At 67.1% G+C, this 12,221-nt stretch carries 15 protein-coding genes and 1 pseudogene; 5 read left to right on the forward strand and 11 right to left on the reverse strand.

Features of this window, described 5'->3' with window-relative positions:
* Window positions 1–187 (forward strand): annotated as a pseudogene (locus LH128_RS28605) (class I SAM-dependent rRNA methyltransferase); the annotation flags it as partial.
* Between the two features lie 153 nt (window positions 188–340).
* The gene (locus LH128_RS28610; protein ID WP_008833194.1) at window positions 341–1,678 is read left to right on the forward strand and encodes a glycosyltransferase family 39 protein; all 1,338 of its coding nucleotides are present in this window, start codon (window positions 341–343) and stop codon (window positions 1,676–1,678) included.
* Between the two features lie 72 nt (window positions 1,679–1,750).
* Here the strand turns inward: LH128_RS28610 and LH128_RS33890 are convergent, their stop codons facing one another.
* From LH128_RS33890 to LH128_RS28620, 3 genes are read right to left on the reverse strand one after another with little or no spacing between them, the layout of a single operon-like run.
* Entirely contained in the window at window positions 1,751–1,933 is a 183-nt protein-coding gene (locus tag LH128_RS33890) for a hypothetical protein (protein WP_156799861.1), read from the reverse strand.
* 14 nt (window positions 1,934–1,947) lie between these two features.
* Window positions 1,948–2,142, reverse strand: a complete 195-nt coding sequence (locus tag LH128_RS28615; RefSeq protein WP_008833195.1) for a helix-turn-helix transcriptional regulator — start codon at window positions 2,140–2,142, stop codon at window positions 1,948–1,950.
* Window positions 2,139–2,723: a hypothetical protein gene (locus LH128_RS28620; protein ID WP_008833196.1), complete on the reverse strand. Its 585-nt coding sequence runs from the start codon at window positions 2,721–2,723 to the stop codon at window positions 2,139–2,141. Before LH128_RS28620 ends, LH128_RS28615 begins: the two co-directional genes overlap by 4 nt.
* A gap of 404 nt (window positions 2,724–3,127) precedes the next feature.
* On the opposite strand from LH128_RS28620, the gene thrS reads away from it, so the two are divergent.
* Both thrS and LH128_RS28630 read left to right on the forward strand, forming a co-directional pair.
* Window positions 3,128–5,122 (forward strand): threonine--tRNA ligase, encoded by a 1,995-nt coding sequence (gene thrS, locus LH128_RS28625; RefSeq protein ID WP_008833197.1) that lies wholly within the window; start codon window positions 3,128–3,130, stop codon window positions 5,120–5,122.
* Window positions 5,119–5,796: a spermidine synthase gene (locus LH128_RS28630; RefSeq protein WP_008833198.1), complete on the forward strand. Its 678-nt coding sequence runs from the start codon at window positions 5,119–5,121 to the stop codon at window positions 5,794–5,796. Before thrS ends, LH128_RS28630 begins: the two co-directional genes overlap by 4 nt.
* A 232-nt stretch (window positions 5,797–6,028) precedes the next feature.
* On the opposite strand, the gene LH128_RS28635 is transcribed toward LH128_RS28630, so the two are convergent.
* The 8 genes from LH128_RS28635 to LH128_RS28665 form a co-directional block, all read right to left on the reverse strand.
* Window positions 6,029–6,253: a hypothetical protein gene (locus LH128_RS28635; protein ID WP_008833199.1), complete on the reverse strand. Its 225-nt coding sequence runs from the start codon at window positions 6,251–6,253 to the stop codon at window positions 6,029–6,031.
* A gap of 10 nt (window positions 6,254–6,263) precedes the next feature.
* On the reverse strand, window positions 6,264–7,151 hold the full coding sequence (locus LH128_RS28640) for a bestrophin family protein (RefSeq protein ID WP_008833200.1): 888 nt from the start codon (window positions 7,149–7,151) through the stop codon (window positions 6,264–6,266).
* Window positions 7,148–7,390, reverse strand: a complete 243-nt coding sequence (locus LH128_RS28645) for a hypothetical protein (protein WP_008833201.1) — start codon at window positions 7,388–7,390, stop codon at window positions 7,148–7,150. The genes LH128_RS28640 and LH128_RS28645 overlap by 4 nt, the downstream gene beginning before the upstream one ends.
* A 196-nt stretch (window positions 7,391–7,586) precedes the next feature.
* On the reverse strand, window positions 7,587–7,712 hold the full coding sequence (locus LH128_RS34850; protein ID WP_327195306.1) for a hypothetical protein: 126 nt from the start codon (window positions 7,710–7,712) through the stop codon (window positions 7,587–7,589).
* A gap of 166 nt (window positions 7,713–7,878) precedes the next feature.
* Window positions 7,879–8,982 (reverse strand): NAD(P)-dependent alcohol dehydrogenase, encoded by a 1,104-nt coding sequence (locus LH128_RS28650; RefSeq protein WP_008833202.1) that lies wholly within the window; start codon window positions 8,980–8,982, stop codon window positions 7,879–7,881.
* A gap of 12 nt (window positions 8,983–8,994) precedes the next feature.
* Window positions 8,995–9,792 carry an SDR family NAD(P)-dependent oxidoreductase gene (locus LH128_RS28655; protein WP_037521862.1) on the reverse strand — a complete coding sequence of 266 codons (798 nt, stop codon included), beginning with the start codon at window positions 9,790–9,792 and terminating at the stop codon, window positions 8,995–8,997.
* 2 nt (window positions 9,793–9,794) lie between these two features.
* Window positions 9,795–10,211, reverse strand: a complete 417-nt coding sequence (locus LH128_RS28660) for a GFA family protein (protein ID WP_008833204.1) — start codon at window positions 10,209–10,211, stop codon at window positions 9,795–9,797.
* On the reverse strand, window positions 10,208–11,578 hold the full coding sequence (locus LH128_RS28665; RefSeq protein ID WP_008833205.1) for an aldehyde dehydrogenase family protein: 1,371 nt from the start codon (window positions 11,576–11,578) through the stop codon (window positions 10,208–10,210). The genes LH128_RS28660 and LH128_RS28665 overlap by 4 nt, the downstream gene beginning before the upstream one ends.
* Before the next feature lie 50 nt (window positions 11,579–11,628).
* Between LH128_RS28665 and LH128_RS28670 the strand changes: the two genes are divergently transcribed.
* Window positions 11,629–12,221 (forward strand): hypothetical protein (locus LH128_RS28670; RefSeq protein ID WP_037521863.1); only part of this gene is annotated, 593 nt, incomplete at its 3' end.

Raw genomic sequence — 12,221 nt, forward strand, 5'->3', positions numbered from 1 at the left:
CAGCCGGTTCCTGTTCCTGACGGTCTATGCGGTGCGCATGTCTTCGCTGGCGCTGGCCGGGCTGATGGACGAGCTGTTCGCCGGACTTCCCGGGAAGATCGAGCATGGCGACCTGTCGGTGCGGGAAGATGGCGAGGGGCGGTTGCTGCCGACCGCGATCTTCGCGCGCTGGTCGAACCCGGCGTAAGGCCCACCCCTGCCCCCTCCCGCAGGCGGGAGGGCCGGGAGGCTTGGCCCGCAGGGCCTAGCCGGACGGGGTGGGCCAGATTGGTATCGAAACCTCTGGACGCCCTTACCGTAATGCGATCTTAAGTCCCGACCGCTAACCGTTCGGGCCGATATGAGCGCCAAGGTCATCCACTTCCCCACCCGCCCGTCCCGGCTTGCGCTGCGGCTCGAATGGTTCGCCACCGATCGCTCGGTGCTGCTCGGTATCTGGGCGCTGTATTTCGCCCTGCGCGTGGCGGTGCTGCTGATCGACGTGGCCCCGACTTCGGATGCGGAGTGGTATTTCACGCGCGCCGTCAGTCTCGCGGCGGGCCAAGGCTATCTCGACAACGAAGGGGCGCCCACCGCGTTCTGGCCCGCAGGCTGGCCGATCGCGCTGGGGCTGGTGTTCGCGAAGTTCGGCGCTGGCCAGGTTTCGCTCGGCCTGTTCAACCTCGTGAGCGCAATGCTGATCGGCGCCATGACGCTGGCGCTGGGGCGCCGCCTGTTCGGCTCGGAGGGCGCAGCGCGCGCCGGGCTGCTGCTGCTGGCGGTCTACCCCAACGCGATCGGCTACGTCCCGCTGGCGCTGACCGAGGTGTTCTACACCGCGCTGCTGATGGCGGGATGCTGGGTGATCGTGACGCGCACCAGCCGCTGGCACCTCGTCAGCGCCGGGTTCCTGTTCGGCGTCGCCACCATGGTCAAGGCACAGACACTGGTGGTGGTGCCGCTGCTGTTCGCGATCGAGTGGCTGAGGATGGGGCAGGTGTGGAAGCGCTTCCCGCGCCTTTTCGGTGAGGGATTGCTGGTGCTCGCGCTCGCCGCGCTGACGGTGCTGCCCTGGACGATCCGCAACGAGATCCAGCTGGGCCACTGGGTCGCGGTCTCAACCAACGGCGGCTATACGCTCCTCACCGGCAACCACGACACCGCGACCGGCGACTACACCCCCGACGCGCCGGTGGTGAAGGAGCTGATGGCCCGCCCCGGCCTCGACGAAGTGGCGCGCGACGCCGAGGCGCGGCGACTGGGAATGGCGTGGATCACCGCGCATCCCGACCGCTTCGCCAAGCTGCTGCCGAAGAAGTTCCTGCGCCTCTGGCTGCCCGATGGCGAGGCCGAGTGGGCCTATCAGGGCGGCGCGACGGGCTATGCGCGGTTCGAGATGGTCTATCGCGCGGTGCGGGTGCTCAATCAGGGGTACTACGTGCTGCTGATGGCGGCTTTTGGCGCCGCGTTCTTCGTGATGATCGCAAGGCGGCGCCGCGACGGGCAGCGGTGGATCGGCTGGTGGCTGCTGCCTTACGGGATCGCGCTCTATCCGACGCTGATCTGCCTCGTGTTCTCGGGCCAGTCGCGGTTTCACTATCCGGTGATGCCGTGGGTCTGCATGACGGCCGGGTGGCTGGCGATGACGGCACTGGGCAAGCTGAGCGAACGCGGAACGCACGTGCATACCATGCACTGAAGGGCTCGATCCCTGGACCGGCGGTTGTGAACCGCCAACTTGGCAGCGTGAGGCGCGGGGGCTTCGACAAGCTCAGTAGAGGATCGGCGCCACGACCCGCAGGATCACCTTTCCATCGGCACGGATCGTGCCGAAACCGGTTTCCTCACGCGGCCGGGCAGGTTCGGCGGCGGACTGGAACAGCCCCAGCGACACCGCGACAGCCGCCGCGATCGCTACCGCCACGCCGACCCGTGCCCCACGCCTTCGCTTCAACGGCCCGCCAGCCATCACTCACCCCTCTGGAATATCTCTTCGATCATCATACCAAAGAGGTCGGCGATGCGAAAGGCCAGCGGCAGCGAGGGATCGTAGCGCCCCGTCTCGATCGCGTTGACGCTCTGGCGCGAGACTTCCAGCCGCTCGGCCAGATCCTGCTGGCTCCAGCCGCGCTCGGCGCGCAGGACCTTGAGGCGGTTCTTCACGCCTCCCTCCAGCGATTGACGATGGAACTGGCGCCCAGCCCCACCGCCCACACCGGCACGGCGGCCCAGCCGGGAACGTGTGGGACCAGTTCGAACGTCTCGAGGAAGCCCCAGACGGTCGCCACCGCCAGCAGCAGCCCGGTAGCCCAGAGAGCCGCGTTGATGACACGCAGGCGAAGATACTCGTCGGTCTCCTCCACCAGATAGCGCGCCATCGTCCACAGCATGAAGAAGATCGGCAGCGCCGGCAGCAGCGCCAACAGCCAGAGCAGAGGCCCGGATGCGCCCGAGTTGGCCCCGAAGACGGCCACGAACAGGAAGATCACATAACCGAACGCCCAGATCAGGCCCCGGCGATTGTAGCGCCGCGTTGCGGGAGACAGCGCTCCGCACGCTGCCTGTGCCTTCTCGGAGGCGCGGACCAGCGGGATCAGCAGCAGCATCGGCGGGATCATCACCAGCGCCGAGGGAATCGACCCCAGATCCAGCGCACGCGCGGCGAACCCTGTGCCGAACATGCCTACGAAAAACGCGCCGCCCCAGAACCATGCGGGTCCGCGCGACAGGGTTTGGTCCGTCATGACAAGCCTCCTTGCTTATGTGTAAAGGACATTTGTCATTCTAGTCACCATAAGTCAAGCAACATTGACATTATGGAAAGTAACCTCGTCGTCATCGGGTGATCCCGGGACCGCGCTTGGCTTTCCGCGCCCGAATCGCTACATCGCGCTCATGCTGTTGCGCACCGCCAAGACTACGACCCAGACTACCCGGCTCGTCCGGGCACGGTTGGTCGCAGGCTGAACACGCGAACCGCCGTCGCCCCGATTTCGGGCGAGATTGGCGTCTCTCGTTTCCGAAATAGAGCCATTTCAGCCGACGCCGCACCTTCACCCGGAGGCGCGCCTGTGCCATGGCGCCCCCAAAGGTTTTCCGCCCACATGCTCTGGTATGGCATGGGGCAAACGAGAGAATGAGTTCGTCCATGTCCGAAATGTTCAAGATCAGCCTGCCCGACGGTTCCGTGCGCGAGATGCCGCAAGGCTCGACCCCGGCCGACGTCGCCGCCGCCATCGGCCCGGGTCTCGCCAAGGCCGCCCTCGCCGCGAAGATCGACGGCGAACTGGTGGACCTCAGTCGCCCCTTCACCGGCGACGCCAGCCTCGCGCTCGTCACCAGCCGCGACGAGGCCGAGGCGCTGGACCTGGCCCGTCACGACTTCGCGCACGTCCTTGCCGAAGCGGTGCAGGCGCTGTTCCCCGGCACGCAGATCACCTTCGGTCCTTCGACGAACGACGGCTTCTACTACGACTTCGCCCCGACAGACCGTCCGTTCACCGACGAGGACCTGCCCGCGATCGAGGCGGAGATGCGCAAGATCATCGCCGCCAACAAGCCGCTGCGCCGCGAGGTATGGGACCGCGAACAGCTCATCAGCCGCTGGAAGCAGCAGGGCGAGAGCTTCAAGGCCGAATGGGCCGCCGAACTGCCCGGCGACGAGCCGCTGACGGTCTACTGGTCGGGCGACGACTGGCTCGACATGTGCCGCGGTCCGCACCTGCCCTCGACCGGCAAGCTGGACCCCGCCGCCTTCAAGCTGACGCGCGTATCGGGCGCCTACTGGCGCGGCGACCAGAACAACGCGATGCTTTCGCGCATCTACGGCACCGGCTGGCTCAACAAGAAGCAGCTGGCCGAGCACCTGACGCGCCTCGAAGAAGCCGCCAAGCGCGACCACCGCAAGCTCGGTAACGAGATGGACCTGTTCCACCTCCAGCACGAGGCGCACGGCTCGGTGTTCTGGCACCCCAAGGGCTACGTGATCTACCGCGCTCTCGAGGACTACATGCGCCGCGCCGTCAACGACGCGGGCTGCAAGGAAGTGAAGACGCCGCAGGTCATGGACGCGCGCCAGTGGGAGCAGTCCGGCCACTGGGGCAAGTACCGCGAGAACATGTTCGTCATCCCCGACGAGGTGCCCAACACCGAGGACGACGGCCCGATCATCTCGGACGACGCGCAGTGGATGGCGCTGAAGCCGATGAACTGCCCTGCGCACGTGCTGATCTTCAAGCAGGGCATCAAGTCCTACCGCGACCTGCCGCTGCGCATCGTCGAGAACGGCTGCTGCCACCGCAACGAGCCTCACGGCGCGCTCCACGGCCTGATGCGCGTGCGCCAGTTCACGCAGGACGATGGCCACATCTTCTGCCGCGAAGACCAGATCGTCGGCGAAGTGCAGGCGTTCTGCGAGATGGCGGACAGGGTCTACCGCGACTTCGGCTTCACTTACGCGATCAAGCTGGCACTGCGCCCGGACAATCGCATCGGCACCGACGAGCAGTGGGACAAGGCCGAGGCCGAACTGCGTGACGCCGTGGTGCGCGCAGGGCTCGCCACCGAGGAATACGGCTGGGAGGAACTCCCCGGCGAAGGCGCGTTCTATGCGCCCAAGCTGGAATGGCACCTGACCGACGCGATCGGCCGCACCTGGCAGGTCGGCACGATCCAGTCCGACCGCATGCTGCCCGAGCGCCTCGACGCGCACTACATCGGCGAGGACGGCGAGAAGCACCGCCCGGTCATGCTGCACCGCGCGATCTTCGGTTCGTACGAGCGCTTCATCGGCATCCTGATCGAGCACTTCGCGGGCAAGCTGCCGGTGTGGCTAGCCCCGGTCCAGGCCGTGGTGACGACGATCGTTTCGGACGCCGACGGCTATGCCGCCGAAGTCGCCGCCAAGCTGAAGGCGGCGGGCGTGCGCGTCGAGACCGACGTGCGCAACGAGAAGATCAACTACAAGGTGCGCGAACACTCGCTCAAGAAGGTCCCGCACCTCGTCGTCGTCGGCAAGCGCGAAGCGGAGGAAGGCACCGTCGCCCTGCGCACGCTCGGCGCCGAGCACCAGAAGGTCATGACCCTCGATGAAGCCATCGCCCTGCTGACCGCCGAAGCGACCGCGCCGGACCTGAAGGCATGATCCAGCGCGAACTCCTCGACTCTGCGTGGATTCCTGACGGCGAAAAGCTCGAGCTTTTCAGGCACGACAAGGATTTCATGATCGTCATCGGCCACAACGAGCTGATGAGCACGCGCAAGTGGGGCTCGGAAGAAGCTCTTGCGACGATGGCCTACGACCGGATCAAGGGCTCTTCCAAGCGCCCCCACTTCCTGATCGGCGGCTACGGCATGGGCTTCACCCTGCGCGCCGCGCTGCGGGTGCTGCCTGCCGACGCGAAGATCACCGTCGTCGAACTGGTGCCCGAGATCATCCAGTGGGCACGCGGGCCGATGGCGCACCTGACCGGGGACTGCCTCGAAGACCCACGCGTCAACCTCGTGATGGGCGATGTCGCGCAGACGATCGTCGACGGGCACGGCGATTACGATGCGATCCTGCTCGACGTCGACAACGGCCCCGACGGGCTGGTGCGCGAAGACAACAACGTCATCTATTCCAAGGTCGGCCTACGCGAAGCCTACGGGGCGCTGACCCCGGACGGCGTGCTGGCGATCTGGTCGGCAGGCGCCGATCCCGCCTTCACCCGGCGCATCGAACGGGCGCGGTTCGCGGTGGACGAAGTGAAGGTTCACGCCCGCAGCAACGGCAAGGGGCCGAAGCACGTGATCTGGTTTGCGTCGAAGAGCGAATAAGGGAAGTCCTGGGGCCATCGCCCCAGACCCCTTTACCGTCGGCGTAGCGCGCGCAGCAGCGTTTCGTATGAATTGCAGGCCAAAAATAGCCTGCGGCGCATCACCCCACCCTCGTCATTGCGAGCGTAGCGAAGCAATCCAGAGCGGTTGGCGCGGCCTTGGATTGCTTCGCTACGCTCGCAATGACGAAGTTCTGGACCTCAAAATGAGCGCGCGGCGCCGCTGCCCGCAATCAGCTCGACGGTAACGGGGGTGCTGGGGGGCCATGCTCCCCTTCTTTCTTCTTCGAGCCCTTCGAAACCGCCACGATCACCGCACTACCGAGCAATATCCCGGTAACCATGGCCCCAACGGCCAGAAGCCCGACCGGACTTAAATCCGTTCTGGCCTCCGCGCTGAAGACCTTGCCGAAGCGCAATGTGGCGCTGGTGATCTGGCGATCCTTGTAGAGCTTCATGCCCTGACGCTTACCACAGCACCCCGTGCTTGTCAGGCGCGACCGGGCCGGGGGCTTCCTCGCCGATGCACTGCAGCAGGTCGATCTCGATCGTGCGGCACATGGCGTTGAGCGGCAGGTCGTGGACGTCGTTGGCGAAGGGGTCGACGAGATCGTCGCCGATCGCCAGCACCGCAAGGAACATCAGCCCCGCGATCGTCGAGCCCAGCGGCGTCGCGAACTGCAGCGTCTCGACCAGCCCGATCGGGAGGAGGACGCAGAACAGGTGGGTGAACACTTCTGGGATGAAGCGGTACTGGAATGGCAGCGGCGTGTTCTTGAGCCGCTCCATGCCGCCCTGCGAGTTGGCGATATCGACGAGGACGGCTTCCATCTGCGTCTGCTGGATGGTGTCGATCCAGCCTTTGCGGCGTGCTTCGTCGATGCGGCGCCCGGTGCCGTCGAGGATGCCGTTCGCCACGTTGACGCGCTGGAGGGCGAGGTCCTTTTCGTGCTTGGGCAGCAGGCGCAGCACTTCCTCGTCCTGCGGTAGGCGGCGGAGCTGGCAGCGCAGCGCGTTCACATAGGCGATCTGCCGGTAGATGATCTGTTTCTTGAGGTCCGCCGCTTCCGGATCGGGCAGGAAGTTGCGAGTCGCACGCGCGATGTTGCGGCTCGCGTTGATCATCAGACCCCACAGCCCGCGCCCTTCCCACCAGCGCTGGTAGGCCGAATTGCTGCGGAAGCCGAGGAACAGCGCCAGCGCCGAGCCGAACAGCGTGATCGGCAGTTCCGGCGCCTTGAAGGGCAGGATATAGTACGTGATCGTCACGAGCACGTCCCACACGAACAGCAGGGTCAGCGGTCTCCAGATCTCCTGGAAGACGCGCCGGGAACTTGGAATTTTTGCGACGATCATTGGGTCTTGGCAGGCTCCACGCTCACGGGTTCGCCCACTGCCGGGCCAACCTTGGGAGCGCCTTCGGTCGAACGGGCCATGGCGATCGAGGTTCCGGTAGCAGGCCGGATCGAGAACCAGTCTACACGGTCCACGGCGACCAGGAAGGCCAGAACGCCGCAGCCGAACAGGAAAAGCAGGCCGTTGCCGATGAACGATTCGCGCAGGCGGGCGCGGTCGGCGTCAGTCATGGTGCGCATTGTCATCTCCATCAAACGGGTGAGCCCCAAGAGTGGGCATCCGGGATTTCGATTGCATCATCACAATGCGACAAAACTTTGCTGCGGCGCACAATGAAGGTGTGCAGTGCAACAGAAGAGACAAGATGCAGCCACGCTCCGTCACGAAACGTTGAATTTGCTTAGAAAGATTGCTGCCGGATGAACGGCGCGGCGCTCAGAAGGGGAGCGCGTCGCGGGCCAGAATAAGCGCCAGCGCGCAGCCGCCGACGATCAGCGGACGCAGCCACTCGATCCCCGGAACGGGACGATGGACCTGTGCGAGAGCGACGATGCGAGCCATGCGCGCGACTATGCACGCGCAGTGGTTTCCAAAGCGTTAAGCCAAAGCCTGTTCCGCCCAAACTCGTCATTGCGAGCGTAGCGAAGCAATCCAGGGCCGCGCAAACCGCCCTTGGATTGCTTCGCTACGCTCGCAATGACGAAAGGGTGTAGAGACATCCTGCTCTCTAGGGGACCAGCACGGCCTTGATGCACTCACCGCTCAGTTGCGCGGCGACCGCCTCGTTGATCTGCGCGAGGGGGTAGGTGCGGATCAGCTTGTCGAACGGGAAGCGGCCTTCGCGGTAGAGGCCCACCAGTTGCGGGATGAAGGTCTGGAGGTCGCTGTCGCCCTCGACGATGCCGTGGATGCGATGGCCGTAAGTGATGAGCGAGGCGAGGTTGATCGACAGGCTGCTCTCGGGCCGAGGGGGCACGCCGACAAGGCCCAGCAGGCCGTGGCTGGACAACGATGCCAGAGCGGTTTCGACGACGGCCTCGCGCCCGCTGGTCTCGAAAGCGAACTCCACGCCGTCCGGCAGGATCGCGCGGATAGCGGCGCCGACATCGCCCTCAGCCGGATCGATGACGTGGGTTGCGCCCAGCTCAAGCGCCATGGCGCGGCGGGCGGCGAAGGGTTCGACGAGGATGATCGTCACGCACGCCTGAACCACTGCGCCCATGACCGCCGCCAGCCCCACCGGGCCGCCGCCGAAGATCGCGATGCTCGATCCCGCCGGGCACGCCAGCGAGCGCATCACCCCGCCCGCGCCAGTCTGGAATCCGCAGCCCAATGGCCCCAGCAGTTCGAGCGGCACGTCATGCGCCTCGATCCGAACGAGGTTGCGTTCGTGCGTCACGGCGTGGGCGGCGAAGGACGACTGGCCGAAGAAGTTGGCCGAGACCGGCGTGCCGTCGATGCTGATCGCGGTGCTGCCGTCTCCCCGCGCGCCTGCGTAGTTCAGAACCGGGAACTCGCGGCAATAGGAGGGCAGGTGTTCTTCGCAGCGGGGGCAGTGGCCGCAACTGGAGAAGCCCAGCACCACCCGGTCGCCGACCGCGACCTTGGTCACGCCTTCGCCCACGGCCTCGACGAACCCGGCGCCTTCGTGGCCGAGCACGGCGGGCAGCGGGATCGGGATGAACTGGTCGCGCGCGATCAGGTCGGTGTGGCACAGGCCGACGCCCGCGATCCGCACCCGCACCTCACCCGCGCGGGGCTCGGCAAGGTCGACCGGCTCGACGGTGAAGTCGCCGTGGGCCTCACGCGCGATGGCGGCGGTGGTGTGCATGCTCGGGCTCCCTCAGGCTGCGGTGTAGCCACCGTCGGCGGTGAATTCGGCGCCGGTGACGAAGGCGGCGGCGTCGCTGGCAAGGTATGCGATCATCGGCGCGACGTCGCTCGCCACGCCGAGGCGCTTCATCGGGATCAGCGACGCCCAGGCCGCCAGCGCGACTTCGGGCGGGATCGGATTGCCCTCGGCATCGAGCGGCGGCTCCCAGTCGGCGCCGAGGTTGGTCTGGACCGGGCCAGGCAGCACGCAGTTCACGCGGATGCCCGCGCTCGCCCACTCGTAGGCCACCGCCTTGCTGAGCGCGCGCACCGCACCCTTGGTGGCGCTGTAGGCGGCAAACTGCGCGCCCGCGACCTTGCCGTAAATCGAGGCGACGTTGACGATCGATGCCCCTGCCGCACCCTGCGCGATGGCCGTCTTCATCAGCGGCTCGACGGTCTGCATGCCGAGGTAGACGCTCTCCACGTTGATGCGGTTCTGGCGGCGCAGGATCTCCACCGGGGCTTCCGAGAACGAGCGCGACATCATGATGCCCGCATTGTTCACCAGCACGTCGAGCTTGCCGAAGCGGTCCTTCACCGCGGCGGCGCAGGTGGCCCAGGCGGCTTCGGCGCTTACGTCGTGGGCCAGTGCCAGCGCATCGCCGCACGCCTGCGCCGTCGCCTCAGCGCCTTCAAGGTTGAGGTCGCTGGCGATTACGCTAGCACCCTGGCAGGCGAGTGTCAGCGCCGTTTCGCGGCCGATGCCCGAGGCGGCGCCGGTGACCCAGCAGGTCTTGCCGGTCAGGTCGAACAGGGCACTGGGCATGGTCATTCTCCGATATTGGAACGGGCGTGGCGCTCGGCGGCCACGGGGGGGAGCCATGGCAGGCTGCCATCGCAGTAGGCTTCGAGGGCGGGCGTCCAGCGCCCCGGTTCGTCGAGCGTGCCGCCCTTGATGAGCGTCAGCCCCGGCAGCGCGCCCGCGATCGAGACGATGGGCGAGCCGCAGGTGCCGCAGAAGTGGCGCGAAACGGGCTGGCCGCTCTCGCCCACATCCTCGAACACCCGCGTCTCGCCCTGCTGGGAGAAGGCCGCGTCGGTCACCGCGATGACCAGCGAAAAGGCGCTGCCGGACTGGCGCTGGCAATGGCGGCAGTGACACACGGCGGCGAGCAAGGGTTCGCCCTCGAAAGCATAGCGGACCTGCCCGCAGAGGCAGCCGCCGGAGTGGGTCACGTTCGTCATAGGGCCATCACCACCGACTTGGGTTCCAGATAGGCGTCGAGCACTTCGCTGCCGTTTTCGCGCCCGATGCCCGACATCTTCATGCCGCCAAAGGGGAAGGCCGGGTCGGCCAGCATCACGCAGTTGACGAAGACGGTGCCCGCCTCCAGCTCGGCGGAGGCCCGGTGCGCGGCGGCCAGATCGCGCGTGAAGACATGCGCGGCGAGGCCGAAGGCGCTGTCGTTGGCGAGCGCGATGGCGTCCTCGATATCGTCGAACGGCGCGGTGGCGAGGACCGGGCCGAACACCTCGTCGCGCATGACTTCGGCGGCGGCGGGGACGTTTCGCAGCACCGTGGGCGCGTGGTAGAAGCCGCGCTCGGGCAACGCGGCGGCGGACGGCATGACCTCGATCCCGGCTGCCCTTGCCCGCTCGACGAAGCCCGTGACGCGCGCGTGCTGGCGGGCGCTGATGAGCGGGCCTAGCTGGCTGGCGCGGTCTGCACTTGGCCCCAGCTTCTGCGCGCTGCCCACGGCGGCGATGCCTTCGAGCACTTCGTCGTAGAACGAGCGGTGCACGTAAAGCCGCGTGCCCGCGTAGCAGACCTGGCCTGAGTTGAAAAAGCACCCCATCGCCGCCTGCGGGATGGCGCTGGCGAGGTCGGCATCGGCGCAGATGATCGAGGGCGACTTGCCGCCCAGTTCCAGCGTCACGCGCTTGAGGTCCGGCACCGAGGCGGCGAGAATCGCCTGCCCGGTCGCGGTCGATCCGGTGAAGGCCACCTTGGCGATGCGCGGGTGCGCGGCCAGCGCCGCGCCGGTCGCGCCGTCGCCGGTGACGACGCTGAGCACGCCTTCGGGAAGCCCCGCGATGCGCGCCAGCTCGACCAGCCGCAACGCGCTGAGCGGTGTTTCGGGCGCGGGCTTCAGGACGACGGTGCAGCCCCCTGCCAAGGCCGGGGCAACCTTCCACATCGCCAGCACCAGAGGGAAATTCCACGGCGTGATCGCCGCAACAACGCCGATCGGCTCACGCCGCGAATAGACGTGATAGTCGCCCGGCGTTGCGGACAAGGTGCCTGCCCTCCCCGCCAGCTTCGACGGCCAGCCCGCATAGGCGCGCAGCCAGGAAATCGCGGCGGGAATGTCCACAGCCTCGACAATGCTGACGGGCTTGCCGGTATCGAGCGCCTCCAGCGCGGCGAGGCGCGGCAGGTCGGCTTCCATCGCATCGGCCAGCTTGTGCAGCAGCCGCTCTCGCGCCAGCGGGGCAAGGCCGCGCCATTGAGGCGCGCGGAAAGCCTGCCATGCCGCCTCCACCACCTGATCGACGTCGGAGGCGGAGGCCACCGGGATTTCCGCGAAAGTGGTTTCCGAGCACGGGTCCACATCGGGCAGCGTCGCGGCGGGGGGGGGGCGGGCCCCCCCCCCCCCGCCAGTTGCTGGCGGGCAAGGCGCAGCGCGATCGCTGCCTCGACCGCTGCCGTTCGCGCCGCAACGAGATCCTGCTCAGCCGAAACCTTCTCCGCGAACAGGCGCCGCTCGCGGGCAAGATTGCTGTTGGCGAGCGACAGGCGTGCCGAGGCGGCCTCGATCTCCCCCTGCATCTGCGCCGCTTCGCGGCTTTCGACGACGGCAAGCGTCTCTCCGGCCTGCACGGCATCACCGAGGTTGCGGCCCAGCGTCACCAGTCGCCCGCCGATGGCCGCGGTCACGATCTGAATGCCCTGAGGATCGGCCTCAATCGTGGCGGACAGCGACACCGCCCCGCCAACGCCGGCCGCACCGACCGTCATGACTTCCACGCCTGCCGTCTTCAACTGCTCCGCGCTGAGCGACACGGTGCCTTCCTCATGACCGCCACTTTCATGCCCGGTCCCCTCTCCACGCCCTTCCTCGCGAGCATGGACTTCGCTGTCCTGTGGTGCGGAACTGCAGGCGCCCAGCATCAGTGCAAGCGCCAGCGCCGCCGCGTGTATCAACGTCTTCATCGGTTCAATCCTCGGTCGGGAGCGGCGCGGGCGCGGGCGCG

This window comes from Sphingomonas sp. LH128 (assembly GCF_000293195.2).
Taxonomy (GTDB): domain Bacteria; phylum Pseudomonadota; class Alphaproteobacteria; order Sphingomonadales; family Sphingomonadaceae; genus Novosphingobium; species Novosphingobium resinovorum_A.

What these genes read in the sequence shown, in the direction of transcription:
- LH128_RS28620 (WP_008833196.1), bottom strand. Translation starts at nt 2,723, where the DNA reads ATGACGGACCAAACCCTGTCGCGCGGACCCGCATGGTTCTGGGGCGGC.
- LH128_RS28640 (WP_008833200.1), bottom strand. Translation starts at nt 7,151, where the DNA reads ATGATCGTCGCAAAAATTCCAAGTTCCCGGCGCGTCTTCCAGGAGATC.
- LH128_RS28610 (WP_008833194.1), top strand. Translation starts at nt 341, where the DNA reads ATGAGCGCCAAGGTCATCCACTTCCCCACCCGCCCGTCCCGGCTTGCG.
- LH128_RS28635 (WP_008833199.1), bottom strand. Translation starts at nt 6,253, where the DNA reads ATGAAGCTCTACAAGGATCGCCAGATCACCAGCGCCACATTGCGCTTC.
- thrS (WP_008833197.1), top strand. Translation starts at nt 3,128, where the DNA reads ATGTCCGAAATGTTCAAGATCAGCCTGCCCGACGGTTCCGTGCGCGAG.
- LH128_RS28645 (WP_008833201.1), bottom strand. Translation starts at nt 7,390, where the DNA reads ATGCGCACCATGACTGACGCCGACCGCGCCCGCCTGCGCGAATCGTTC.
- LH128_RS28660 (WP_008833204.1), bottom strand. Translation starts at nt 10,211, where the DNA reads ATGACGAACGTGACCCACTCCGGCGGCTGCCTCTGCGGGCAGGTCCGC.
- LH128_RS28630 (WP_008833198.1), top strand. Translation starts at nt 5,119, where the DNA reads ATGATCCAGCGCGAACTCCTCGACTCTGCGTGGATTCCTGACGGCGAA.
- LH128_RS28655 (WP_037521862.1), bottom strand. Translation starts at nt 9,792, where the DNA reads ATGCCCAGTGCCCTGTTCGACCTGACCGGCAAGACCTGCTGGGTCACC.
- LH128_RS28650 (WP_008833202.1), bottom strand. Translation starts at nt 8,982, where the DNA reads ATGCACACCACCGCCGCCATCGCGCGTGAGGCCCACGGCGACTTCACC.
- LH128_RS34850 (WP_327195306.1), bottom strand. Translation starts at nt 7,712, where the DNA reads ATGGCTCGCATCGTCGCTCTCGCACAGGTCCATCGTCCCGTTCCGGGG.